Below are 24,465 nucleotides of genomic sequence, written 5' to 3' on the forward strand. Positions count from 1 at the left end.
GTTCGTGGCATTGGTGATCGACTTTCTGCGCTGCCACGTAGGATCGGCAATTTCAGGGGGAAGCAGTGTCTGCAGAAAATTTTTATCGTGAGCTGCCGAGCTTTTCAGATTTCAGCAATGTCGCCGAACTGAACGACTATCGTCCCGTTCCAGATGACTGGTATGTGCTTGCCGCCGATATTGTCCGTTCAGGTGATGCGGTGGCGGAAGGCCGTTACAAGGACGTCAACATGGTGGGCGCTTCGGTCATCGCGGCAGTCCTCAACAGCGTCAGCCGGGATCGTGTGCCGTTCGTCTTCGGCGGCGACGGCGCCATGTTGCTGGTCCCTGAAGGAGACCTCGAGAGTGGCAAGGCAGCGCTTGCTGGCGTTGTGGGTCTTGCCAGGCAGGTCATGGACCTGGAATTGAGAGCCGCAGCCATCCCGGTGGCGGAAATCAGGAGCAGGGGCGGTGACATCAAGCTGCGCAAATATCTTCTGAGCCCGGGAAACCATCTGGCCATGATCGTTGGTGACGGTCTTGGAATTGCTGACGAGCTTCTAAAAGATCCGGAAGCCGTCCGGCCCTACGCGATCAAATCCGAAGACACTGATCTGCCGCCGCTGGACGGTCTTTCATGCCGCTGGGAGCCACTGCCGGCGCAAAACGGGCAGATTGTCTCGCTGATCCTGAAGCCGGCGGGCGCGCGGTCTCTGACGGAATTGATGGACCGGATCGGTGAGGAACTCGGTTTCAACCCCCTCGTCGATGATGCCCGGGCGATGATGGCGACAAAGCAACGCCTGAAGTTCCGTTTTCCACCCAAGGGGCTCGGACTGGAAGTCAATCTGGGCTCCGCCGGCCAGCTTGCGAGCGGATGGACGAAAACCGTCCTTGAATGCGTCTTCTTCGTCTGGAGTTATACGACGGGTTGGCGGGTCGGTCCTTTCGATCCCAAGAAGTACTTCAAGGAACTCAGTCTCAACACGGACCACCGAAAAGTCGGCGACAGCCTGCAACTCGTGCTCGACCTCACACCCGAACAGCTTGAGGCCCTCAAAACCTGCCTTGGTACAGCCTTCGCGGAAGGCGACGTGGTGTACGGCATGCATGTATCAAATGAGGCGCTCATGACCTGTTTCGTGCAAGACATTGCCAATAGCCAACACATCCATTTCGTCGATGGTGCCGATGGCGGTCTCTCAATGGCCGCGGCCGAATTCAAGGAGCGTCAGGCAAGTTCTGCGGCCGCCTGACATCGTTCAGGTAAAATCCCCGAACTCTGGTTGCCCACCCGGTCTCATCCGACGGCGGCTGTATGTCCGGTCTGGGGTTTCGGCCGTTGCACGAAGTTCTGCTTGAGGATCATGGTGGCAAGTTCATTTTCCGGGACGGCCCTGGAAATGAGGAAGCCCTGGATAACATCGCAGCCATTTTGTTCCAGCCACTGGCGCTCACCAGGCGTTTCAACACCTTCGGCAAGTACGCTGATATCCAGGCTTTTGGCCAGGTTGATCAAGGCGCTGGTGAATTTTTGCAAGTCCGGCTTGCTGTCGACGCCGGCAATAAAGCTGCGGTCAATCTTTACCCGGTCAATCTTGAGGTCTCGCAGGCTGGATATGCTGGAATGGCCTGTACCGAAATCGTCAAGTTCGATGAAAAAGCCAAGATCCGACAATCTGGCGATGTTTTCCTTGATCGGCATCGCCTTGTCCTCGTCGATCATGACGGCCTCCAGGATTTCAAGACTGATCAGGGAGGGGTCAAGTCCGGCCTCTTCAACCTGGCGATAAAGCGCCTCGACGGCCTTCGCGCTGCTCAGGAGATCCGCCGTGACATTCAAGCCGAAATGCACATTGCGCCGTGTTCTGCCGGACAATTCGGCGGCGAGCGCAACCGTCTTCTCGCGCACAATGGTCTCGATCCGATCCATATGGCCCGCTTCGGCAGCAGCCGGAAGGAAATATCCCGGATAGCGAATGTGCTTGTCATCCAGCCAGCGGACGAGCGCCTCTGCTCCAACCACCTCGTCGGTGTGGATATCCACCTGCGGTTGGAACCAGGGCGTGATGTCGCCATTGATCAGGGCTTTGGATAGATTCTGGGCAATTTCTCCGTATTCCTCAAAGGCGTCACGCATCTTCGCGGTGAAGATTTCGCACTTCCTTGGGGCTTTTTGTTTCGCGGAACGCAGCGCCAGCGCTGCATCGACCAGCGTCTGGTCGCTCACCGGATCGCCGGGTTGGCTGATTAGCAGACCGGCACTCGATTCAAGCACCGTCTTCTTGTCCTCAACCAGGCGTTCCTTGCCAAGCTCTCGAATGATCCGTGCGGGCAGCTTTTCGAAGTCTTCCGTGTCGGTGACACGCGGACGCATCAGCGTGAATTCGGTACCGCCCGTGCGGCACAAAAAGTCCTGAGCGTCCGCGAACTGGACCAGTTCTTCGGCAACGTCCCTCAGGATCGCGTCACCGTTCTGGTCGCCAAACAGATCGTTGACCTTCTTGAAATGCCTGACATCGATGATCACGAGGCCGGCGCGATCCGTCTCCTGCGCGCTGGGCATGGCTCTGATTGTCTTCAAAAGGGCGCGGCGGTTGGGCAGGCCCGTCAGCGGATCGTGAAATCCGAGGTTATCGAATTCTTCCTGGGTGCGGACCGCCAGTGCCCTGCTTAGTGCGACGGCGATGGCAAAGGCGGCAATGATCACAAGGCCGCCGACAAGGCCAGCGAGGGCAACCGCAAACAGCGTTTCGGCCCGTTGTTCCTGCAGGTCTTCGTGCAGATAGTCCGCTGCCACCTGCCAGAGGGCGAAAATCGTGCGCACGAAGTCGGGCTGTATGACGTTCAGCTGCTCGTTGGTAATGTCACCGCCACTTGAGCCCTTGATCGTGGAGGAGAGCAGTTTCGCGCCTGCAGACTGATAGGCGAGATTTGCGCTTCGGAAGGCCGCCGCTTTATCGCGCAGGATGTCCGCCTTCGGCCCTTTGAGGTTTTTGAAGTTTTCGATCGTTGCACGGGAGGCGCCGTCGGCAGCGACCTTGAACTGGCCACCCTGAACGGGAACCAGCATCTTGTCCCACGTGTTGATGCTGTCCTTGGCGCTCAGCATTTTGCCGTTCTTCACCATCACGGACGTCTCGATGACGACACTCAGCAGCGTGTCATTGATCAGATGGGGGAATTTCGAAGTCTCGTAAGATGCCGACGAGTTGAGCTTTGCAAGCCGAGATATCGAGGATGTCAGCGTCCTTGCGTTGCGCAATGCATTGGGAATGTTCGGTTCTTTAAGAAAGCCGTCCAGCTCTGCCAAGAGTTCGTCCGACCGATCCGGCGACCCGAACTCGGCGAGCTTCATATGCAACATTTCGGTTGGCTGGTCGATCTTGCCCGTCAATGCCTTCTCCTGCATCAACGGTCCGAGAGCCTGAATAAGGTTCAAGCCGGCGAGGCTCCGGTCGATCGAGCTGACATTTTCGAATTTGCTGTTGAACCAGAGAGAGGCAAACAGCAGGCAGGGTGCCAGCAAGAAAACGATAAGACCTGTCAGCCAACCTCGGATGTGCACCTTTGTGCCCCACATTCAACTACCCAAGCATCAGTTTAATAACCGCGGAGCCTTAAAGATTGGCAAATAGGAAGTCGTGATTCCGATCAATACGGCGTATTACAGAGCTTCTTTTTTGCGCCTCACGCAACCGTGATAGTATTGCTGCGGGTTTGCTTAACTTTGATTTCAAGGCATCCGGTGTTCTGCTCGAACTCATCTGATGCGGATCGACATGCGGCTCGGATCTGGATGAAGGGCTTGAGCTTCTTCCCATGATGGCTTATCGCTCGGCGCCTGACGTCTTTCCCGTTTGCATTCGGAAATCTTCATGTCCCACAACAGTTTTGGTCATTTGTTTCGTGTCACCACCTGGGGGGAAAGCCACGGCCCGGCAATCGGCTGTGTTATCGATGGATGCCCGCCGCTGGTCCCGCTGACGGAAGCGGACATTCAGGGATACATGGAAAAGCGTAAGCCCGGTCAGTCCCGGTTCACGACGCAGCGGCGCGAAGCCGACGAAGTGAAGATCCTGTCGGGTGTCATGGTCGACGACGACGGTGTTCAGAAAACGACGGGCACACCGATTTCGCTCATGGTGGAAAACACCGATCAGCGGTCCAAGGACTATTCGGAGATCAAGGACCGCTTCCGGCCCGGCCATGCCGATTTCACATACGATGCCAAATACGGCATACGCGATTACCGCGGCGGTGGACGTTCGTCCGCGCGTGAAACCGCGATGAGGGTCGCTGCCGGTGCGGTTGCCAGAAAGGTGCTGCACGGGGTAACCATTCGCGGCGCCCTTGTTCAGGTTGGGGAACACCGCATTGACCGGGGAAACTGGGATTGGGCAGAAGTGGGCAACAATCCCTTCTTTTCGCCTGATGCCGAAGCCGCCGCACATTGGACGACCTATCTCGATGGTGTCCGCAAGGCCGGGTCTTCGGTCGGTGCCGTGATCGAAGTGGTTGCTGAAGGTGTACCGGCCGGCTGGGGCGCACCGATCTACGGCAAGCTTGATACGGAACTGGCGTCGGCCATGATGTCGATCAACGCGGTAAAGGGCGTTGAGGTCGGCAACGGCTTTGAGGCAGCGCGCCTGACTGGCGAGGAAAATGCCGACGAGATCCGCATCGACGATGTCGGACGGCCGGTTTTCCTGACGAACAATTCCGGCGGTGTTCTCGGCGGCATCTCCAATGGCGACCCCGTCGTCGTTCGCTTCGCCGTCAAACCGACGTCATCGATCCTGACCGAACGCAAGTCGATCACTCGAAAGGGTGAGGAAGTCGATGTCATGACCAAGGGCCGCCACGATCCGTGCGTCGGCATCAGGGCAGTCCCGGTCGGCGAGGCCATGATGGCCTGCGTGCTGGCTGACCACTTTCTGCGTCACCGCGGGCAGGTTGGGTAAGCGAACGTTCACGTTTATCAGAACGCGACGAGCCGAACGAGACCAGCGCTCGCGAATACGACAAGCAGATAGAGGCAGACACGCCGGTAAGTCTGATCGAGGCTGCGGCTGAACAGTTTGCTCCCAATGAAGACGCCGGCAAGAACGAGTGGCGACAGGATTGCGCCGCGCGCGGCTGCCTGTTCGTCGAGGACGTCGAACAGGAACAGTGTGATCGAAGACGTGAACAAGCTGAAAAAGAGATAGAGCACCAGTGCGCCGCGCATTTCGCGGGCCTTTTTCGGGGACGCCAGCACATAGAGTGCGATGACCATACCGCCGACGGATGCAAGTCCACTGACAACACCTGCAGCGAAACCTGTCGCCGGAAGGGCGTACCGCTCTGAGGTCGGGAGCACATTGATTTTCAGCAGTTGCAGGAAGGTCAGGAAAAGCACCAGCAGGAGCGCAAACAGTTTCGAAAGTTCGGCATCGATGCTCGTGGTCAGGGCAAGGCCAAGCGGAATGCCGATTGCGCTGAAGAGTGCCAGGGTTACAGCGGTTCCCCAGGAAGCATCTCTCAGACCTCCGCGAAACATCGCCAGACTTGCCGCCGCTTCGAGCAGAAAACAAACGGGGATGAGTTCAACCGGCGGAATGATCACAACGATGCTGGCCATGAGAACCGCCGACAGGCCGAACCCGGCAAATCCACGCACCAGCCCGGCGATGAACACCATCGTCGCGCTGATGACCAGATGGCTTGGCGGCAATCCGGTCCAGAGGCTTAAGTCTTCGAGCATCGTTTTCTCTTTGTAGAAGAAGACCGCTTTTAGCAGCCTGCATTAACGCAAGTAAATTCTCGAAAATGCAGACGAGAGCTGCAACAATGCAGAATGAACTGGGAAAACCTGAAATACCTGCTGGCATTTTATCGCACTGGCTCGCTTTCCGGCGCCGCCAACCGATTGAACGTCGATGCGACAACGGTTTCCAGGCGGCTTGGCGCGCTGCAAACCGAGATAGGCGCGCAATTGATCGAAAAGTCGGCGAACGGTTCACTCGAGTTGACCGCGGCCGGTCTGACGGCGGTATCGCACATTGAAACCGTCGAGACGTCTCTTGACCGGCTGACCTCCGAATTGACCGGCGCTCGTTTGGCGGAAGAAGGTATCGTCCGGATTTCTTCCGTCCCGGTCGTGAACACAAAAATACTGATGCCGCAGATGAAACGTTTTGCCGAACAGCACCCGGGGATCGAGCTGCATCTTGCATCCGAAGTCAGGAATGTCAGTCTCACACGCCGGGAGACGGATATGGCCATTCGCCTCGGCCGGCCCCAGGATGGTGGATACAATGTGACGGTGAAGCGGATTGCGGTTCTGGAGCACGCGGCCTATGGCCCCGCCGGGGTCACAACACCTGACTTGCCTTGGATCATGTATCACGAAAACATGAGCTTCCTGCCGCAGGCGCGGTGGATGGCGGAGCACCTGAAATCCGATAGTGACAGGATCTCGAGTGTTCGGCCGAGCGACCTGGAAGGCGTGATAGAAGCGGTTGCGAGCGGCTTGGGGCGTTCCGTCATTCCAATCAAGATTGCCGAAACGGACCAGCGTCTGAAGCGATTGCCGGACCCAAAGCCTGATCTCCTGCGGGAAGTCTGGCTCATGCAGCACTCAGATCAAGCCGGTCTCGCGCGCATGCTGGCGGTCAGCCGCTGGATTGAGGAAATCTTCTCGCACTAGGGTCCTGGCTCCAGGGTGAAAAGGGGATGCAACACAGATTTGCATCATCGCCTGTTACAAACCGTTACAACTTATCGGTCGATCAAGTGTGGACCTTGTCCATCATCGGACTAAGGTACCCTAGGTTCGCACTGATCAGGGAGCAATGAGATGAACGACATGACACCGGTTCGCCGCATGACGGCGAAGGACTTCCCGCAGGAACTGCTCGACCTTTATGACTATTACGCCCACGGCAAGATCACGAAACGCGAGTTTTTGAACGGAGCGGCCAAGTTCACCGTTGCAGGCGTGACCGCCGCGATGCTGCTGGATCAGCTCTCTCCGAACTACGCGCTTGCCCAGCAGGTGGACCCGGACGATGCCGCTATCGAAACGCAGCGCATCACCTATCCGTCCCCTAACGGGCATGGAGATGTCAATGCCTACCTGGTGAAGCCGGCGGGCGCTACAGGCAAGCTGCCGGCGGTTCTGGTCATTCACGAGAACCGTGGCCTGAATCCCTATATCGAAGACGTCGCACGTCGTCTCGGCAAGGCTGGATTCATGGCAATGGCTCCGGATGGTCTGACCTCGGTCGGTGGCTATCCGGGTACCGACGACGAGGGCCGTGAGCTCCAGCGCACCGTCGACCGTGAGAAGCTTCTGAACGATTTCTTTGCCGGCTTCGAATACCTTTTGAACAGTGATGACAGCACCGGCAAGGTCGGAGCGGTCGGGTTCTGCTACGGCGGCGGTGTCGTCAACGCCATTGCGGTTGCCTATCCGGAACTGGCCGCTGGTGTTCCGTTTTACGGCCGTCAGGCCGATGCAGCGGACGTGCCGAAGATCCAGGCGCCTCTCATGCTGCAATTTGCCGAACTGGACGAGCGTATCAACGCGGGCTGGCCGGCCTACGAGGAAGCGCTCAAGGCCAATGGCAAGAACTACGTGGCCCACATGTATCCCGGCGTGAACCACGGCTTCCACAACGATACGACGCCTCGCTACGACGAAGCCGCGGCCAAGCTAGCGGAAGAGCGCACGATTGCGTTTTTCAACGAATACCTGAAGTAGGTAAAGCTAGTGCCCTGACCTAAAACCTGTGCGGGCGGCAGCACGCCCGCATTTGGTCAGGGTCAATTGTCGAGAATTTCGGTTTCGTCGATCTTGATGTCAAAGCCTTCCAGGCCAACATAGTGGCGCTCGCGAGAGGCGAGGAGGCGGATTGAGCTGACCCCAAGATCTTTCAGGATCTGAGCACCAAGACCAACCTCACGCCATTGTTCCTGGCGTGCCTGGGCGGAGCCGTGCTCTTCGGTGTCCGCTGCTTCGAAGTCGGAGCGTGGCCGCCGCGACTGGCGCGCCACACCGACCGAACCTTCCCTCAAGAACACGATGATGCCTCGCCCGCGTTCGGCAAAGAGATTCATGATGTGATCGAGGGGCCTCGTTTCGCCGAAGACGTCATCCAGAACCGATTCCAGTTGCAGACGGACGGGAACACCGCGGCCGTCGAGAATGTCCCCATAGACAATGGCAAGGTGGTGCATCGGGTCATAGGGCGTCGAATATGTCATCGCATAGGCCGCGCCTGCGATCGTTTCGACCGGTTGCTCGTTGACCCTTTCAACCATGCGTTCCGTTCGCTGCCGCCAGGCGATCAGGTCGGACACGGACACCATCTTGAGGTCGTGCTCGGCTGCAAACTCGGCAACCTGGGCTCCGCGCTTGACGGTGCCATCGTCGTTGACGAGTTCACTGATGACGCCGACCTCCTCAAGGCCTGACAAACGGCACAGATCAACGGCGGCTTCCGTGTGTCCGGACCGCATCATCACGCCGCCTTCCTTGGCAACCAGCGGAAAGATGTGACCCGGGCGCACAAAATCATCGGCAGCAACGTTCGGGTTGGCAAGCGCATGCACCGTGGCGCAGCGTTCTTCGGCGGAAATACCGGTAGTCAGCCCTTGCCGATAGTCGACGGAAATCGTGAAGGCGGTCGCCAGAGGTGCATCATTTTCAGCAACCATCGGGTCGAGCCTGAGACGCCTTGCATTGGCCGGCGTCATCGGCGCGCAGATGATCCCCGATGTGTGGCGGACCATGAAAGCCATCTGTTCGGAGGTGATTTTCGACGCGGCAACAATCAGATCGCCTTCGTTTTCGCGATCGTCATCGTCGGTCACGACCACCATTTCACCACGTTCGAACGCACGGATTGCTTCAGCGACACGGGCCTGGGACACAGGATGCTCCTTGGTTGTGGACAGTCCGAGAAAGTCGTTTGGTGTGACGGCGCCATCGGTTGCGATGGCGATCTTTCGGGCCATGTCCCGTGATACCCAAACGTTCGGGTCGTTGCAAAGAGCCGTCACAGACGCAGGCGACAGGTCTGCCCGCCGCGCAAAGGCGCTCCGGCTTTCCCCAGTCTGCAACAGCCATTGATCGAGTCTCATGCTATCGCGTATAAGCCCATTCCCTTTCAGTCACAAGAGAAAGAGCGCAAAAAATTCAGCGATACTGAAAGGGGTGGCGTTACCTGGTTTTCACGAATTCCGCCGCGCGCGAGACGAAAGCCGGCGTCATCCAGCGTTCTTCAAGTCCTTCATCAGAACAAAGGCTGGTGAGATCCTCTTTGAGATAAGAGTTATAATACGGTTCGTGGAAAAGCTGCGGGAAAAGCGACAGGAGACCGTCATAGTCCGGCACGTCGCCGGTCTGCAGGCTATCAACGAAAAGGAACGAGCCACCCGGCTTCAGAACCCGCGACACTTCCGCCAGCACCTTGCGCCGGACCTTCGGTGGCAACTCGTGAAAAAGGAATACGCAGGAGATGACGTCGAATGAGCCATCAGCGAATGGCAAATTTTCCGCCATTGCAGTGACATAGCTTGCGCGGCGTGTCTTTGCCCGTTCGCGGGCAACATTCAGGTAAGGCTCGGAAAGATCGAGGCCAACGCCTTTGAGGCGCGGGAACGCTTTGAGCGCCGGGCGCAGCAGACCACCGGTTCCGCAGGCAATGTCGAGATAGGCGACCTTGCGCTGGTCCTTTTGTTTCAGGATCTCGGCAAACGGCAAAAGGACCTTGCGGCGCATCGCAGCCGTTGCTCCCGAGAAAAGAACATCCACCTGGAAGTCGTAGAGTTTTGCGCTGTCTTCAGACAGCCAACCATCGGTCTGGAAGTGAAAGTTCTGGCGATAGTAGCGCGGCAACGCTTCGGCAAAGCCGGCCGGCTCTTCGTTGACTTCCTGATGGGCTCCGGTTGCGCGGCGCCGGGCGACTTCCGGCACGTCCTTGAAAAAGGCCCGGCTGGTGTCAAGCAGTTCGCGGGCTGTCATGGTCCCGTCCGACGGCATTGGATAAAGACCGTCTTCGACGGCTTGCAGATCGTCCGCGAACAGTTTGAAAATGTCGGCAAGCATGCGCCGCTGACTGGGGACCGGACCGTCTGGTGTGATCTTCGGCGTGTCGGGCAGATCCTTTTGGATCCGCTTGTTCATGCGGCGCATGGCTTCAGAATGAAGTGTGTAGAGCGCCACGCGGCTGCCCTGGTGAAGCGCGTATCTGGTACGCCGGGCAAGGCTGAGGAGCGGAGGGGTACTCTTGTTTCCCACCGGAGGTTGAAGCTTCTCGTCTGCCGCTCCCATCGCTCACTCCCTGACTAAAACCGCCACCACTTCAATATGGGGCGAATAGAGGAACTGGTCCACCGGTGTGACGCTTTGAAGCGTGTAGCCGCCATCGATCAGGAGGCGCAGGTCCCGGGCCAGTGTTGCCGGATTGCAGGAGACGGCGACAATCGTCCTGACAGTCGATCCAGCCAGCGTTTCTACCTGAGCCTGCGCTCCGGCGCGCGGCGGGTCGAAGACCACGGCGTCGAAGGCTTCCAGTTCCTCGCGAACGAGGGGGCGTCGAAAGAGATCGCGGCGTTCAAACGTGACCTTTTTCAGGCCCTGGGGCTTTCTGAGCGCCTTGTCGAACGCAGCGACGGCGGCCGCATCGCCTTCAACCGCATGAACATTCGCATGACGGGCGAGCCGCAACGCGAAGGTTCCGACGCCTGAAAACAGATCCGCAACCGTTCTGGCTTCACCGACCCCCGCCAGCACGAGCCGGGAGAGGGCCTCCTCTGCCGCGAGCGTTGCCTGGGTAAACCCGCCCGGCGCTGCCACCAGTCCGATCCCGCCCATGTCGAGCATTGGTGGTCGTATCTCAAGTAGAACCTCGCCGTTCACCGACAGCCGCGCGAGATCCAGTTCCACCGTCTTCTGAGACAGGACCGGGATTTTCCGGTCATAGGTCTTGTCCGCCTTGTCGAGGGCCACATCGAGACCGGTGGTGGTGTTCAGCACGGTCATGCGCAGGTCGCCTTTTTTCGGCAGGACTTCTGCCGCCAGCGATTTCAAGCCGGGAAGCGCGTTGGCAATTGCCGGGTCGAGAACGGGGCACTCCATGATATCAACCAAGCGGTTGCTGGACTTCTCGTGATAGCCGAGCAAGGGGTGCCGTCCGGCGCGTGTGGCCGTCAAAACGGCACGGCGGCGGCCGCCTTGTGTCGCCGGGAGAGCTTCATTGACTGTCTTCTCAATACCCCGGTCGCGAAGCGCTCTGCTTACGAGCTCGCGTTTCCAGGCGAGATAAGGTTGTGCGGAAAGATGCTGAACCGAGCAGCCGCCGCAAACCTCAAAGTGTTTGCAAACCGGTGAAACCCGGTCCGGCGACATTGATTTGAAAGTCACGTTTTGGGCACGCCCGTCCACGATATCGGCGTGGACGACTTCGCCTGGAAGCGCGCCTTTGACATATATGGCGCCCTCTTGCGTGTGCGCGATGCCGTCGCCGCGGTGGCCGAGGTCGGTAATTTGAATCTCTCTCTCACTCATGGCCGAGCGATAGCCTCTGGCGCCGCATTGAGCAAGTCTCCTTCAGCGGCTTCAGAACGGGTCTTTCTTCCCATAGAGCAGCCATTCGGCATTGCCATCGCCACCTTTGACAGGTGAGGGGATCAAGTCGCCTGCCGTCCAGCCGGGCTGGGAGGAAAGCCAGTGCTGAAGGTCCTGGGCGGTTTCTTTTGCAACAGACGCATCGACCAGGCCGCCTTTGCCGATCTTGTCCCTACCGGCTTCGAATTGCGGTTTGACCAGCAAGATCGCTTCAGCGCCGGGGGCTGCGAGGTCGAGTGCCGGTGGCAGGGCGAGTTTCAGGGAGATGAAGCTGACGTCGGAAACAACGAGGTCATGTGCGTCATCTTGAAGGTGGTCTCGCTGAAGATCTCGTGCGTTTAGGCCGTCCTGCGCGAAAACGTTGGGATGACCGCGCAGGGAGGCGTGCAGTTGATCATGGCCGACATCGATCGCATGCACTTTCAGCGCACCGCGCTCCAGGAGAACTTGCGTGAAACCGCCCGTCGATGCACCGACATCCAGGCAGATTTTGTCTTTCGGATCGACGCCGAAGCTCTCAAGTCCTGCCAGGAGTTTCAATGCCGCTCGCGAAACGTAGTTTGCTGCCGGGTCCGCAACGTGAAGGTCGGAATCCGAGGCGACTTTTTGAGCCGGTTTGCGGCAAACACGTCCCTGTACCGTGACAGTGCCGCGCAAGATGGCGTCACGTGCGCGTGCCCGGCTTGCGAAATGTCCGGTGTCGACGAGATGCTGATCGAGGCGCTTGGAGGTCATGCCCTTAAGTCAGGCGTTTGTGGAAGAGATGAAAAGCAGAGCCGGACACTTAGCCGAAACAGTTTGCGATCGCTGAAAGCAGCCTGTCGGCGTAGACCCGCTCTCCGGCATAAAGCCAAAGCAGGGCCGACAGCGCGACGAGACCCGTCGCGCCGGCAGTCAGTCCGATGTAGAGCGGCATGCGCATTTTTGAATGTCCACTCCGCAATTCTTTATGAGGAAGCCGGTGCGTTGTCGATCAGTCGCCGCAACTTCTTCAAGGCGTTGTCTTCCGCTTCCTGGTAGGCGATCGTGCCAACAAACTTGTTGTCCGCGTTCATCAGATAAACGGCTGCGGAATGGTCCATCGTATAGTCGCCGTCGTCAAGGGGCACCTTCTTGGCATAGACGCGATAGGCCTTGATCATCGCATCCACCTGCTCGTTTGAGCCCGTCAAGGGTGTGATCCGCTTGTCGAAGGCCCAGACATAATCGCGCATGACATCAGGTGTATCCCGTTCCGGGTCCACGGAGACAAAGGCGTAGTTCAGCTTGTCCGCGTCGTCTCCGAGCGCTTCCATCCAGCCCTGCAATTCCGACAAGGTGGTCGGACAGACATCCGGGCAGTAGGTGAAGCCGAAGAAAAGAACCAGCGGTTTTCCGGCAAAGGTCGCGTCGGTGACGGTTTCACCATTGCCGTCGACAAGTTCGAATGGTCCTCCGATCGCTGCCAGTGGTTCAAGCAGGTCTCCAGAATTCTGATTGCTTGCGGTCTGCTGATAGACCAGGAAGCCGGACACGGCCGCCAGGACGGCAACCGCCGCCCAGGCCATGTACCGGAAGAGTTTCAAGCCAGACATGGTTTGTCCTCTTCAAACGAGATCAGTTGTGACTGTGACTCTCGTGGTTGTGGTTTTCATGGTTGTGACCCTCTTGGTCGTGAGCCATCGACTTGGCGCCCATCTTGGCAACGTCGAGTTCAACGGCGACGTCTCCTGCTTTTTCGAAAGTCAGGACAACCGGTACCGTCGAACCTTCCTCGAACGACTGGTTCAGGCCCATGAACATGATGTGCAGGCCGCCCGGCTTCAAGGTGACGGTCTCACCGGCCGGAATTTCAATTCCGCCTTCAAGTTCCCGCATTTTCATCACGCCGTCGGTCACGGACATCTCATGGATCTCGACTTTTGCAGCGACATCGGATTGAGCGGCAACAAGCCTGTCGGTTTCAGAGCCGTTGTTGACGATTTCCACGAAACCGCCGCCTGCCTTGGCTTTCGGCGGCGTCGCACGGGTCCAGGTGTTGGACAGTGTCAGGTCACCGGCCTTGTAGTCTGCGGCGATTGCGGAAAGAGAAACGAGCGTAAGCGCCGTCGCAGCGGCGATGGAAGTCCAGAGTTTCATTGGGATTTTCCTCGGTATGTCTGAAAGTTTTTGTGAGTTCAGATAACGGAGGAAGGTGGGCCGCGAATGGGAGCTACGCGGTCCTTGGCGGCATCGCTGGCAGAAAGATCTCTGTCATGAAGACACGCGCCGGAACCGGCGGCGCACTCTGGTGCTGCCGAAAGTGAACCTGCCAGAGCAGATCCTTGTGCGCAGCCATGCGAACACACCGGTCCGCATTGGCAGGCCAGCATGTCGTGTGACCAGGGAACGCTTTGCTCCTGGCCAGCAGGAGACCTGCAGATGTCCGATAGGCCGGAAGCGGCAGCGCGGTCAGCCGAGAAAGCCGTTGCGAGAATGACCAGACACAGGCGCAGCGAAAAGGCGAGCGTTGCCAGCGCCACCAGAGGATGGCGCTCCTGCCGCAAGATCTGCAAATGTGATCCACGCAAAGCCATCAGACGGCTATAGGCCTGTTCCGTGCGTCTGTCGAGTGGCGAAACCGCGCAGGTTGCTTGCGATTGTCATGAAGAGCCGGGCTTCGTGCTCTTCTCGGTCCCGTCCGGTGTGTCGGTGTTGGCGTCGCTCGCGCTTTCCGTATCGGTCTCCGGCGCTTTCTCACCAGCGTCTGAAGCCTTTTCGGGAGTTTTATCTTTGTCGCCTGCGTCGTCACTCTCTTCTTCCGAAGCTGTATCGAAATTATAGATGTCGTCCTCGTAGGCCGGGAACTCTTCCGGCGGAATGACGTATTCTTCCGATTCAACGTCAAGCGGCTCGGGCGAAATGACGGTACCGACTTGTGCCGTTGCCGCATATTCGAAGTCTGTCTTTTCGTCTTCGGTAAGCGCCTGGCGCGTGAAGATACGTGTCAGGACAAAGGCGGCCATCATCAGACTGACCACCGCGATCATGACATAGAGGCCGGACGGTCCGATTTGACCCATGATCAGCGAGGCAACGATCGGGCCGATGATCGAGCCAATCCCGAATGAAAGCAGCATGCCGGACGACGTTTCGACAAAATCCTCCGGGGCTGCGTGGTCAAAGGCATGGGCAACCGCAATCGCGTAGAGCGGCTGCGTGAACATGCCGACAAGCACGGCGGTCAGGATGGCAACCGGAAGCAGGGTCGGTGAAAACGCGACAATCAGGAGCGACGACACCGCGGTTGCTGTGCCCATTCCAACGAGAACGAGGCGCCGGTCCATACGGTCTGAAAGGCGGCCGACGGGCCACTGTGCAATCATGCCCCCGCCGATAATTGCAGCTGCGTAGTAAGCAGACTGGTTGGTCGACAGTCCGATCTGCGATCCGTAGAGAGGCGACAGCGTGAAAATCGCGCCTTGCGAAACGCCGATCAGCAGGATGCCAACGAACGCGGCCGGTGAGGTTTTGTAGAGCTGTACCGGCCGGAAACGAACCAGTGTGATCGGCGCCGGTTGCGTCGCCGTCGTCAAGGAAATCGGCATCACGGCGAGGCTGAGCGCAACTGAAGCCACGGCAAACGGGACGAAGGAGGCGATGCTCATGCTGGCAATCGAAACCTGCCCCAGGATCAGGGCGCCGAACACGATCACGATGTAGACCGACATGATGGTGCCGCGGTTTTCATTGGTCGCGCTCTCGTTCAGCCAGCTTTCGACGATCATGTAGAAGCCTGCCAGACTGAACCCGGACACGACGCGGATGACAAACCAGGCGTAGGGATCGATGATGATCGGGTGCAGGATGGCGGCACCTGACATCAGCGAAACCAATGCGGCAAAGGCACGAATATGACCGGCGCGCATGATGAGAAGCGGCGCGCCAAGGCATCCGAGTACCAGGCCGACAAAGTAAGCCGAGGAAATGAAGCCGATTTCAAAGTCCGTGAAATAGAATCGGTTCGCGGCCAGCGGCAGGAGCGTGGTTTGAAGGCCGTGCCCGAAAATGAGCAGGGCAACGGACAACAAAAGGGCTGACACGGAAATGAGTGTCTGTGCCATGGCTGCCTCCCGCATGCATCACAGAGTGCGAAAACAAAAGCGCCGGTTGGAACCGACGCGTTTGATCCTGCACACCAGCATTTTCAGGTCTGGCAGCCTGTGTCAATCACGATTTGAGGCATGTCGCAATCTCGGTCACAGGCGACGATTTGACTGTTTCTGAAAGCGGTTATGCGCGCTGCGGTGCAACCAGCATTTCCGTTCCGAGCGCGGTAAAGACCGTCTTGAGAATCCCGTCGCAGTTCAGGCCGGCCGAGGCATACATGGCGTCCGGCTTGTCCTGATCGATGAAGACGTCCGGAAGGGCCAGGCTGCGGATCTTCAAGCCGCCGTCCAACAGGCCCTCATCCGCCAGGCGCGTAAGCACGTGGCTGCCGAAGCCGCCCGAAGAACCTTCCTCGATCGTGACCAGAACTTCGTGCTCGCGGGCAAGCCGGCGGATCAGGTCCATGTCCAGCGGTTTGGCGAAGCGGGCGTCTGCGACGGTTGTCGACAGACCAGCTGCATCGAGTTCATCGGCAGCTTTCAGGCATTCATTCATGCGGCCGCCGAAGCTGAGGAGTGCGACCTTGGTGCCTTCGCGGCGGATCACGCCCTTGCCGATTTCCAGAACGCTGCCGCGCTCCGGCATGTCGAGCCCGACACCTTCGCCGCGCGGATAGCGGAACGAAATCGGGCCTTCGTCATAAGCGACCGCTGTCGCCACCATGTGACGCAATTCAACCTCGTCGGCTGCCGCCATTACGACGAAGCCGGGCAGGCAGGACAGGAAAGCCGTGTCGAACGCACCGGCATGCGTGGGCCCGTCGGCGCCGACAAGACCGGCTCTGTCGATGGGAAAGCGCACCGGCAGACCTTGGATGGCCACATCGTGAACAACCTGATCATAGGCACGCTGAAGGAAGGTGGAATAAATCGCGGCAAAGGGCTTGAAGCCTTCCGTTGCCATCCCGGCGGCAAAGGTAACGGCGTGTTGCTCGGCGATGCCGACATCGTATGTCCGTTCCGGAAACGCTTCGCCAAAGAGGTTCAGACCGGTCCCGTCCGGCATGGCGGCGGTGATCGCGACGACCTTTTCGTCGGCTTCAGCTTCCTTGATCAGAGACGACGCGAACACATTGGTATAGCTCGGCGCGTTTGCTTTCGGCTTGGACTGCTTGCCGGTGATGACATCGAACTTGGCAACGCCGTGATATTTGTCCTTGGCGCCTTCCGCTGGTCCGTAGCCTTTGCCCTTCTGAGTCACTGTGTGAATCAGAACCGGGCCGTGATGCGTGTCGCGCACGTTCTTCAGAACCGGCAAAAGATGCTCAAGATTGTGCCCGTCGACCGGACCGACATAATAAAAGCCAAGCTCTTCGAACATTGTGCCGCCGGTCCAGAACCCGCGCGCATACTCTTCTGCGCGTGCTGCCTTTTCGAAGACGGGCTTCGGCAGGTTCTTGGCGATGTTCTTGGCGGCGTCTCGAAGGGTCTGATAGGTCGGGCCTGACACAAGCTTGGCGAGATAAGCGGACATTGCGCCAACGGGCGGGGCAATGGACATGTCGTTGTCATTGAGAATGACGACCAGTCTCGACCTGAGATGTCCGGCATTGTTCATGGCTTCATACGCCATGCCCGCCGACATGGCGCCGTCGCCGATTACGGCGATGACATTGTTGTCGCCGTCCTTTAGATCCCGTGCAGCGGCCATTCCGAGACCGGCGGAGATTGACGTGGAGGAGTGAGCCGCGCCGAAGGGGTCGTAGATGCTCTCTGCCCGTTTGGTGAAGCCGGACAGGCCATCGCCCTGGCGCAGGGTGCGGATCCGGTCACGCCGTTCGGTCAGGATCTTGTGCGGATAGCATTGGTGTCCGACGTCCCAGATGATCTTGTCGTCCGGTGTGTTGAACACGTAGTGGAGCGCAACGGTCAGCTCGACGACCCCAAGCCCTGCACCAAGGTGGCCTCCGGTGATGGACACGGCGTCAATGGTTTCCGACCGCAGCTCGTCCGACAATTGCCGAAGATCTGCCTCCTCCAGTGCACGCAAGTCTGCGGGCGAGGTGACCTTGTCCAGAAGAGGTGTATCAGGCTTTGAAGACACGCTTTTGATGGCTCCACGAATAAAAACAGGCGGGCAGGCATACACTAACCCTTTATAGGGCGCAATTGCAGCACGCGGAATGCGCCAAATTGTTACTGGCTTCAACCGCATAACGCTGACGGACACTATTTGATGAATTGCCAGGTGCGACGCAGATCGTGTGCATTTTTTCCGCTGACACCTCTTTTTGAAATTCAGTCACCCTTTTGGGTGATGCATCCGGTGCTGATCTGGCCTAATGGATTGGGTGTGGTCGATGGGGCCACGTGCACAGTGATCAACTTGGGGTCGCAATTTTGCGGCCCCACTTTTATTTGACGCTTGGTCAGGAAATTGCCCGAAAGACAGGCAATTGCTCACGTTAGATCCGTTTTCGATTTAGCCGGCGCAGGTGCACTCAAAAAAGTCCGGACAATCTGTGAACCAGCTTCGCGAGTTGTAGTTGTGTATGAACGCCGGTTTTCTCAAACACCCGGCGCAAGTGGGTCTTGGCGGTATTCCGGGTGATCCCAAGCTGATCAACGGTGTCATTCATCGACCCGGTCATGGTCAGGTGCCGGGCAAGATGTGCTTCCGAATGTGAAAGTTCATAACGCTGTTGCAGCACGGTCTCGATGTCTTCCGGAAGTTCAAGGGGTCTGGAAATCCGCAGAACGATCCAGGGCAGTGATGCAGACATGGCGCTGCTTTCAGCAGGTGGGATCGCGTCGACGGTAATCCTCTTCAGGAAACTCTCCTGGTCCTCGATATAGACAGAGTGCGTGGCAGATGGCGGGCTGATTGATGCGCCGTGCTCGTTCGCGCTTGCGTCTTTGCCAAATCTGGTTGCCTCCAGCAGATCTTGCAGACTTTCTTCAAGTTGCTTGTTCTTGAAGTCCAGCTTGTCGCCCCGCAGGACGGCTGTGCCGGATCGCAGGAGGTCCTCTATCCCTGACGTCGTGTGCCCCAGGACCGTCCTGTCGGCTGAAAGAAGTACGGCCGGGCAGGCGATACTGGACAAGAGGATACTCTGTATCCGGTTTGCGGACCGCTCCTTTTCGATCTGGTAGTAGGCATCGAGCCCGGGCGCCAAAGCCTTTGAGATCCTTCGAAACGTGTCGTTCGCAAGCGTGACGTCGATGCTGTCGAGCGTGTGCTCGGTGAAGAGACAGCCAAACAGGATCGTGGTGGCTTCGGTCCGGTTTAACGGGGAAATCAGCCCGGGTGTTTCGCTAAGACTATGATCCGCAGGGAGACTAGCTTCACTGTTGGGAGCACCAGCGGCCAGATCAGCGTTTGCTGGATCTGATCCGGCAACCGGCCTGTTGCCGTTGAACTCGCCCTTTTCGAGCGTGGTTTTGCAATAGGGATAAAGCAGCGGAGCTTCACTGATAAGAAACTGGAGCGCATCCGGTCCCCGGCCGAAGGGGGGCGGCTGCAACAGATCGCTTAACCTGTTCTCCGATTGGCTTCCGGCAAATTCCTTGGTCGGCGTTCCGTTTCTTTCGAATTCCGACAGAAATGACTTGCAGTTGAGTTTAGCGTCAATGAAGTCGAGAATACGCGTCCAGCCTTCTGATTGCGTGGAGCATTCCAGTACGCGCAAAAGTAGATCTACTTCTTCTGATTTGCTAAGCGCTGGCATTATAGGAAGCATCTACTAAATATTACATAAAGATCTCTTAGACTTGTAAATATTACTATCAACTAGTTTGTGAAATGGCAACTGAACCCATTTCGACAACAAGTCGCCTACTGGGTCACGACCTTGTACAGCAATCCTCCGCGACGCACTTAGGCGCAGCGGTCACGTTGGATTAGGCGACGAAACAGCGTTCCAATGAAGATAGGAAAAGCGTGGGTAGGGCTTGTTATTGCGGATCCAGTGCGGCCGTGCCGCTGGCGTTGCCATCCTGGCCGAGCTGGATCTTCTCCACTTTGGCTTCTGCGGACTTCAACAGCGTATCGCAATGCTTGCGCAGGGCATCGCCGCGCTCATACATCTCGATGCTGCGCTCCAGGGGAACGTTGCCCTGCTCGAGTTCGCGCACGATTGTTTCCAGCTGCTTGAGGGCGTCCTCAAAGGAGAGTCCGGAAATGTCGCCTGCAGCGTCGGTCATTGGTGCGGTCCTTGTCTGAAACCAGATAGCAAGTGAAACTTGCGGGCCTGACTGTTGAGGTCAAGTCGATAAACGAAGTTTGGGGCAACGATCCCCGTCGTTTTTCGGTGTCCGGGTTTCAGCCGGTCATGAGCGTCATCACATGAGCGGCCGCAGAGCGGGCAAGACCCTCCAGATCGTAGCCACCCTCTAGAACAGAGACAACATGGCCGTTGCTGTGCTTGTCGGCCACGTCCATCAGCACACGCGTCGCCCAGGCAAAATCGGCTTCGACCAGATTGAGGCCGCCGAGCGGATCCCGGGCGTGCGCGTCAAAACCGGCCGAAATGATCACCAGCTCGGGCGCAAAGTCCTCAAGGCGAGGCAAGACGCCAACCTCGAAGGCTTCCTTGAAGGCCAGTCCGTCTTCGCCCGGCGCAAGCGGAACGTTCACGATGGTATTTGCTTCACCGGTTTCCGTAGCTGCGCCCGAGCCAGGATAAAGCGGCATCTGATGCGTCGAGCAATACATCACGGTCGGGTCGTCCCAGAAGATGTCCTGCGTTCCGTTGCCGTGATGAACATCAAAGTCGACGATTGCAACGCGTCCGATACCGTGTTTGTCCTGAGCATATCTTGCTGCAACAGCAACGTTGTTGAAGAAACAGAAGCCCATTGCCCGGTCTTTTTCTGCATGGTGTCCGGGCGGACGGGAGGCCGAAAAGGCGTTGCTGACCTTTTTGGTAAGGACCTCGTCGACGGCCCGGCAGGCACCGCCGGCGCCTCTGAGCGCAGCTTCCCAGGTCCCGGGTGACATGGTCGTATCCGCATCGACACGGGCAACGCCCTCTTCGGGCGAAAGTCGGTGCAATTGGTCCACATAGCTCATTGGATGCGCACGCGCGATGTCCTCAAGAGCGCCCACAGGGGCGAGGTCCCGTTCCACCGACTGGAATTTTTCGTGTTCCAGAATGCGGTCGATCGCCCGGATCCGGTCTGGCCGTTCAGGATGACCCAATGGTGTGAGGTGGTCGAGATAGGACGGGTGATGCAGTATGAGCGTTGACAAAGAGGCGTTTCCGGAAGGTTTTGTGTTTTGAATTGCTGACAGTCATCAGAACTGTCCGCAAACGCCCTGTCAATTGATGATAGGTCTTAGGGGAAAATGCGTGCGCTTTGATCTTGCAGGTGCTGCCTGGCCAAAAAGAAGGCCGGCGCTTCCGCCGGCCTGACCAAGGTGCGAGCACCGCAATGCTCGAGGGGAGGTCCGCTGCATCTCAATTCTGATTTTCAACCTATGTGATTCTCGTAAGGGAATGCGAGCATTTTACCGTAATCCACCATGCCCAAGGTGTTGATAAGTTTGCAATCGGACTATTGTACACTTGCTTGTTTGTCCGAAGTGGCAAGCTCAGCCCAAGTCATCAACTTGTTTTTAGTTCATCTGCTATATTGGAAACTTGCGAGTGTTTTCGACTTAACTTAAGGCGGTCGGCGTTCATCTCGCACGCGAAGTCACACGTGTGAAATGCTGATATGTTTGCCCTTTTTTTGGCGCTGCCCACGAAATCGCCATCCGAGTTCGGTCGGCAGGATCAGGCTCAACGTCAACTTGCAGGTGATCACTTCAACCACGTGGTGCCGCTGCACGTTGCAAACGGTCGTTGATCGCCTCGCCAAGACCGATGTTGGGGATAAACTGTACCTTGATGGCGCGTGAACCGCAGGCGTCAAGGATACGCATGCCCTGAAACAGGTTGGCAGCCGCTTCCCTGAAGTCGCCACCCGGGCTGAGATTGAACTCGGCAACGGCCTGATCGGCCCCGGGCAGCCGTTCAGCGCCGAAGGAAAGCAATGCCTCTCCGGAGGCAACCTCGGCAGCATTCAATTTCATTGTGGAATTCGGAGCATAATGGGATGTAAGCATGCCAGGCGCTGTTGGGGCTTCTGGATGCATGTGTGTGTCTGCTCCCAAAAGAGCAGACCCCAGGATCTGTTCGATCTCTTCGCGTGCGATGCCGCCTGGTCTGAGCAACCTCGCTGTTCCGTCGGTCAGGCCGACGATGGTTGACTCAATTCCGACCTCGCAAGGTCCGGCATCGATCACGAAGCTCAAAGAAGACCCCAGATCCGCAACAACGTCCGCTGCACGCGTTGGACTTATCTTGCCGGACCGGTTGGCGCTCGGCGCAGCCAGGGGCTTTCCCGTCGCTTCCGAAAGAAAGCGCATGACCGGGCCGTCCGGCACGCGGAGCGCAACCGTCTGAAGTCCGGCCGTGGCAAGGTCCGAAATTGGAGAGTCCGGTTTTTTCGGCAAGACCAGGGTGAGAGGTCCCGGCCAGAAGGCATCGGCCAGTTTGAGTGCACGCTGTTCAAATTCCCCATGCGCGGTTGCCGCTTCAAAAGATGCGACGTGCGAGATAAGGGGATTGAACTGTGGACGGCCTTTGGCTTCAAAGATTTTTGCGCAGGCCGTGCCGTTGGTGGCGTCGGCGGCCAGACCGTACACCGTCTCCGTTGGCACGGCGACAAGCTCACCACGCGCAATCGCCTGGCACACGGCCTCTGCCTCAGGCGCGTTTTGCCAATCCGGTTGATTCAGATTTACGGTCCAGCTTTGCATGTGTCCTGTCTTTGCTGGTTTTGTCCAACAATGCCTCATAAGTCGAGTACCTGCCGTAGCGGTACGGGTTGACGTTAACGTCAACTGAGATATTGTCGTGACAATAGCTGCCTCCAGCGCCTTTTGCGGACAAGCCCCGTTGTCGTCAAGCGTTGAGCAGAGAAAACCGAAAAATGGCGGCCACAGAAAGCCGCATGGTTCTTGGGAGGACCTGAATGTATCGCGCTCCAGTCGACGAGATTTCTTTTACCTTAAGGCATGTTTGCGGCCTCGGTGACCTGCAGCAAACGAAGCGCCACGAGGAGCTCGGAGATGACCTGGTGGACGCAATTCTGACGGAAGCCGGCCGGTTTGCGTCGGAGGAAATTGCGCCGCTGAACGTGGTCGCAGACAAGCACGGCACGCCTCTTCAAGATGGCAACGTGACCACGCCTCCTGGCTGGCGGGAAGCATACCATGCCTGGATCGAAGGTGGCTGGAACGGTCTTTCGGCGGAACCGTCTTCCGGTGGTCAGGGCTTGCCGCAGATGCTGTCCGCTGCGGCCATGGAAATGTGGAATTCCGGCTCCATGTCCTTTGCCATTGGACCGACACTCACGATCGGTGCTGTCGAGGCCATGGAAAAACACGCGTCGGAAGCGTTGAAGTCAACATATCTGGAAAAACTGGTGTCGGGAGAGTGGATGGGAACCATGAACCTGACCGAACCGCAGGCAGGCTCGGATCTGAATGCGCTCAGGGCCCGCGCCGAGCGCAATGAGGACGGTACCTATCGAATCTTCGGCCAGAAGATTTTCATTACCTATGGCGATCACGACCTGACCGACAACATCATTCACATGGTGCTTGCCCGCTTGCCGGACGCGCCCGCCGGAACCAGAGGCATCTCCATGTTCCTGGTTCCCAAGTTCCTGGTCAATGACGACGGAACACTCGGCGAGCGCAACGATGTGCGGGTCGCCGGCGTCGAGCACAAGATGGGAATTCATGGCTCTCCCACATGCACGCTGATGTATGGCGACGAGGGCGGTGCGACCGGCTGGCTGGTCGGCGAGGAGAACCGGGGCCTCGCCTGCATGTTCACAATGATGAACAATGCGCGTCTTGCCGTCGGCATACAGGGTCTTGGTGTTGCCGAGCGCGCTTATCAGGCCGCACTCGCTTACGCGCTGGAGCGCAGGCAAGGCAAGGCCCCGGGCGACACCAGTGACGGCATGAGCCCGATCGCGCACCACCCTGATATCAAGCGCATGCTGTTGACGATGAAGTCCAAGACGCAGGTTGCCCGGGCAATCTGCTACGCCTGCGCTCATGCCATCGATATGGCCAACATTGTTGAGGACGCGGCTGAAAAGACATTCTGGAACGAACGCGCAGGACTGCTCACACCGATTGCCAAGGCTCTGTCAACGGACTTTGGCGTAGAGGTCGCCTCTCTTGGCGTCCAGATCCACGGCGGCATGGGCTACATCGAGGAAACCGGCGCAGCTCAGCATTTGCGCGATGCCCGCATAGCGCCGATTTACGAAGGCACGAACGGAATTCAGTCCATCGATCTTGTAACGCGCAAACTGCCGCTTTCGAACGGCGAGCACATCCGTGGCTTCCTGTCTGAGCTGAAGTCGATTGCCGGTGACGTTGCAGCATCGAACCGGCCCGAGTTTGGCGCAACCGCCGACCGGCTGAACGCAAGCATTGCGGACCTGGAAGCCGCGACAGACTATATGCTCGCAGCATTAGCAGAGGACAGAGTGGCGGATGCGCTTTCAGGCGCAACGCCTTATCTGCGTGTTGCCGGGCTCACGCTCGGTGCGGCTCTGCTTGCCAAAGGGGCGATCAAATCGGTTTCCGACCTGGCGCCGCGGCTCGCAGAGCGGACCCTACTGGCGCGCAGTTTCTGTGAGACAGTGCTTGGAGAAACGACGGGCTTGAAATCCGACATCATATTGTCGTCCGAAGCCATTCAGGCTTTCGATGCTGAAGCGCTGGCTTCCTGA

Annotated in this window: 21 protein-coding genes; 5 read left to right on the forward strand and 16 right to left on the reverse strand. The window is 58.1% G+C overall.

Annotation, left to right across the window (positions count from 1 at the left end):
- Nucleotides 1–65: 65 nt before the first annotated feature.
- Nucleotides 66–1,235 (forward strand): DUF3095 domain-containing protein, encoded by a 1,170-nt coding sequence (locus RBB47_RS02955; RefSeq protein ID WP_305984248.1) that lies wholly within the window; start codon nt 66–68, stop codon nt 1,233–1,235.
- 44 nt (nt 1,236–1,279) lie between these two features.
- Here the strand turns inward: RBB47_RS02955 and RBB47_RS02960 are convergent, their stop codons facing one another.
- Nucleotides 1,280–3,562 carry a bifunctional diguanylate cyclase/phosphodiesterase gene (locus RBB47_RS02960; protein ID WP_305984249.1) on the reverse strand — a complete coding sequence of 761 codons (2,283 nt, stop codon included), beginning with the start codon at nt 3,560–3,562 and terminating at the stop codon, nt 1,280–1,282.
- A 295-nt stretch (nt 3,563–3,857) separates the two neighbouring features.
- Here RBB47_RS02960 and aroC point away from each other — a divergent pair, with 295 nt between their 5' ends.
- The gene (gene aroC / locus RBB47_RS02965) at nt 3,858–4,943 is read left to right on the forward strand and encodes a chorismate synthase (RefSeq protein ID WP_305984250.1); all 1,086 of its coding nucleotides are present in this window, start codon (nt 3,858–3,860) and stop codon (nt 4,941–4,943) included.
- 17 nt (nt 4,944–4,960) lie between these two features.
- Here aroC and RBB47_RS02970 read toward each other — a convergent pair whose 3' ends face one another.
- On the reverse strand, nt 4,961–5,725 hold the full coding sequence (locus RBB47_RS02970; protein WP_305984251.1) for a sulfite exporter TauE/SafE family protein: 765 nt from the start codon (nt 5,723–5,725) through the stop codon (nt 4,961–4,963).
- Between the two features lie 93 nt (nt 5,726–5,818).
- Here RBB47_RS02970 and RBB47_RS02975 point away from each other — a divergent pair, with 93 nt between their 5' ends.
- Nucleotides 5,819–6,670 carry a LysR family transcriptional regulator gene (locus RBB47_RS02975; protein ID WP_305984252.1) on the forward strand — a complete coding sequence of 284 codons (852 nt, stop codon included), beginning with the start codon at nt 5,819–5,821 and terminating at the stop codon, nt 6,668–6,670.
- A gap of 150 nt (nt 6,671–6,820) precedes the next feature.
- The gene (yghX, locus tag RBB47_RS02980) at nt 6,821–7,726 is read left to right on the forward strand and encodes a YghX family hydrolase (protein ID WP_305984253.1); all 906 of its coding nucleotides are present in this window, start codon (nt 6,821–6,823) and stop codon (nt 7,724–7,726) included.
- A gap of 62 nt (nt 7,727–7,788) precedes the next feature.
- Here yghX and ribB read toward each other — a convergent pair whose 3' ends face one another.
- The 14 genes from ribB to RBB47_RS03050 form a co-directional block, all read right to left on the reverse strand.
- Nucleotides 7,789–9,108 (reverse strand): 3,4-dihydroxy-2-butanone-4-phosphate synthase, encoded by a 1,320-nt coding sequence (ribB, locus tag RBB47_RS02985; protein WP_305984254.1) that lies wholly within the window; start codon nt 9,106–9,108, stop codon nt 7,789–7,791.
- 79 nt (nt 9,109–9,187) lie between these two features.
- Entirely contained in the window at nt 9,188–10,300 is a 1,113-nt protein-coding gene (locus RBB47_RS02990) for a class I SAM-dependent methyltransferase (RefSeq protein ID WP_305984255.1), read from the reverse strand.
- Nucleotides 10,301–10,303: 3 nt separating this feature from the next.
- On the reverse strand, nt 10,304–11,536 hold the full coding sequence (locus tag RBB47_RS02995; protein WP_305984256.1) for a class I SAM-dependent RNA methyltransferase: 1,233 nt from the start codon (nt 11,534–11,536) through the stop codon (nt 10,304–10,306).
- Nucleotides 11,537–11,587: 51 nt separating this feature from the next.
- Nucleotides 11,588–12,331, reverse strand: a complete 744-nt coding sequence (locus RBB47_RS03000; protein ID WP_305984257.1) for a TlyA family RNA methyltransferase — start codon at nt 12,329–12,331, stop codon at nt 11,588–11,590.
- Nucleotides 12,332–12,380: 49 nt separating this feature from the next.
- Nucleotides 12,381–12,518, reverse strand: coding sequence for a hypothetical protein (locus tag RBB47_RS03005; RefSeq protein WP_305984258.1), 138 nt, complete (start codon nt 12,516–12,518; stop codon nt 12,381–12,383).
- A 25-nt stretch (nt 12,519–12,543) separates the two neighbouring features.
- Nucleotides 12,544–13,170: an SCO family protein gene (locus tag RBB47_RS03010; protein WP_305984259.1), complete on the reverse strand. Its 627-nt coding sequence runs from the start codon at nt 13,168–13,170 to the stop codon at nt 12,544–12,546.
- 22 nt (nt 13,171–13,192) lie between these two features.
- Nucleotides 13,193–13,714 carry a copper chaperone PCu(A)C gene (locus tag RBB47_RS03015; RefSeq protein ID WP_305984260.1) on the reverse strand — a complete coding sequence of 174 codons (522 nt, stop codon included), beginning with the start codon at nt 13,712–13,714 and terminating at the stop codon, nt 13,193–13,195.
- Between the two features lie 38 nt (nt 13,715–13,752).
- Nucleotides 13,753–14,130: a hypothetical protein gene (locus RBB47_RS03020; protein WP_305984261.1), complete on the reverse strand. Its 378-nt coding sequence runs from the start codon at nt 14,128–14,130 to the stop codon at nt 13,753–13,755.
- Between the two features lie 87 nt (nt 14,131–14,217).
- The gene (locus tag RBB47_RS03025; protein WP_305984262.1) at nt 14,218–15,678 is read right to left on the reverse strand and encodes an MFS transporter; all 1,461 of its coding nucleotides are present in this window, start codon (nt 15,676–15,678) and stop codon (nt 14,218–14,220) included.
- A gap of 169 nt (nt 15,679–15,847) precedes the next feature.
- Nucleotides 15,848–17,767: a 1-deoxy-D-xylulose-5-phosphate synthase gene (gene dxs / locus RBB47_RS03030; protein ID WP_305984263.1), complete on the reverse strand. Its 1,920-nt coding sequence runs from the start codon at nt 17,765–17,767 to the stop codon at nt 15,848–15,850.
- A 397-nt stretch (nt 17,768–18,164) separates the two neighbouring features.
- The gene (locus RBB47_RS03035) at nt 18,165–19,352 is read right to left on the reverse strand and encodes a hypothetical protein (RefSeq protein ID WP_305984264.1); all 1,188 of its coding nucleotides are present in this window, start codon (nt 19,350–19,352) and stop codon (nt 18,165–18,167) included.
- A gap of 265 nt (nt 19,353–19,617) precedes the next feature.
- Nucleotides 19,618–19,866 carry an exodeoxyribonuclease VII small subunit gene (locus RBB47_RS03040; RefSeq protein WP_305984265.1) on the reverse strand — a complete coding sequence of 83 codons (249 nt, stop codon included), beginning with the start codon at nt 19,864–19,866 and terminating at the stop codon, nt 19,618–19,620.
- 118 nt (nt 19,867–19,984) lie between these two features.
- On the reverse strand, nt 19,985–20,914 hold the full coding sequence (locus RBB47_RS03045; protein WP_305984266.1) for a histone deacetylase family protein: 930 nt from the start codon (nt 20,912–20,914) through the stop codon (nt 19,985–19,987).
- A 558-nt stretch (nt 20,915–21,472) separates the two neighbouring features.
- Entirely contained in the window at nt 21,473–22,468 is a 996-nt protein-coding gene (locus tag RBB47_RS03050) for an L-threonylcarbamoyladenylate synthase (RefSeq protein WP_305984267.1), read from the reverse strand.
- 215 nt (nt 22,469–22,683) lie between these two features.
- On the opposite strand from RBB47_RS03050, the gene RBB47_RS03055 reads away from it, so the two are divergent.
- Nucleotides 22,684–24,465: an acyl-CoA dehydrogenase gene (locus RBB47_RS03055; protein WP_305984268.1), complete on the forward strand. Its 1,782-nt coding sequence runs from the start codon at nt 22,684–22,686 to the stop codon at nt 24,463–24,465.

The organism is Roseibium sp. MMSF_3544 (genome assembly GCF_030732845.1).
Lineage (GTDB): Bacteria > Pseudomonadota > Alphaproteobacteria > Rhizobiales > Stappiaceae > Roseibium.

Coding starts and splice junctions, on each gene's coding strand:
- RBB47_RS02960 (WP_305984249.1), bottom strand. CDS start 3,562: ATGTGGGGCACAAAGGTGCACATCCGAGGTTGGCTGACAGGTCTTATC.
- aroC (WP_305984250.1), top strand. CDS start 3,858: ATGTCCCACAACAGTTTTGGTCATTTGTTTCGTGTCACCACCTGGGGG.
- RBB47_RS02970 (WP_305984251.1), bottom strand. CDS start 5,725: ATGCTCGAAGACTTAAGCCTCTGGACCGGATTGCCGCCAAGCCATCTG.
- RBB47_RS02975 (WP_305984252.1), top strand. CDS start 5,819: ATGAACTGGGAAAACCTGAAATACCTGCTGGCATTTTATCGCACTGGC.
- yghX (WP_305984253.1), top strand. CDS start 6,821: ATGAACGACATGACACCGGTTCGCCGCATGACGGCGAAGGACTTCCCG.
- ribB (WP_305984254.1), bottom strand. CDS start 9,108: ATGAGACTCGATCAATGGCTGTTGCAGACTGGGGAAAGCCGGAGCGCC.
- RBB47_RS02990 (WP_305984255.1), bottom strand. CDS start 10,300: ATGGGAGCGGCAGACGAGAAGCTTCAACCTCCGGTGGGAAACAAGAGT.
- RBB47_RS02995 (WP_305984256.1), bottom strand. CDS start 11,536: ATGAGTGAGAGAGAGATTCAAATTACCGACCTCGGCCACCGCGGCGAC.
- RBB47_RS03000 (WP_305984257.1), bottom strand. CDS start 12,331: ATGACCTCCAAGCGCCTCGATCAGCATCTCGTCGACACCGGACATTTC.
- RBB47_RS03005 (WP_305984258.1), bottom strand. CDS start 12,518: ATGCGCATGCCGCTCTACATCGGACTGACTGCCGGCGCGACGGGTCTC.
- RBB47_RS03010 (WP_305984259.1), bottom strand. CDS start 13,170: ATGTCTGGCTTGAAACTCTTCCGGTACATGGCCTGGGCGGCGGTTGCC.
- RBB47_RS03015 (WP_305984260.1), bottom strand. CDS start 13,714: ATGAAACTCTGGACTTCCATCGCCGCTGCGACGGCGCTTACGCTCGTT.
- RBB47_RS03025 (WP_305984262.1), bottom strand. CDS start 15,678: ATGGCACAGACACTCATTTCCGTGTCAGCCCTTTTGTTGTCCGTTGCC.
- RBB47_RS03040 (WP_305984265.1), bottom strand. CDS start 19,866: ATGACCGACGCTGCAGGCGACATTTCCGGACTCTCCTTTGAGGACGCC.
- RBB47_RS03050 (WP_305984267.1), bottom strand. CDS start 22,468: ATGCAAAGCTGGACCGTAAATCTGAATCAACCGGATTGGCAAAACGCG.
- RBB47_RS03055 (WP_305984268.1), top strand. CDS start 22,684: ATGTATCGCGCTCCAGTCGACGAGATTTCTTTTACCTTAAGGCATGTT.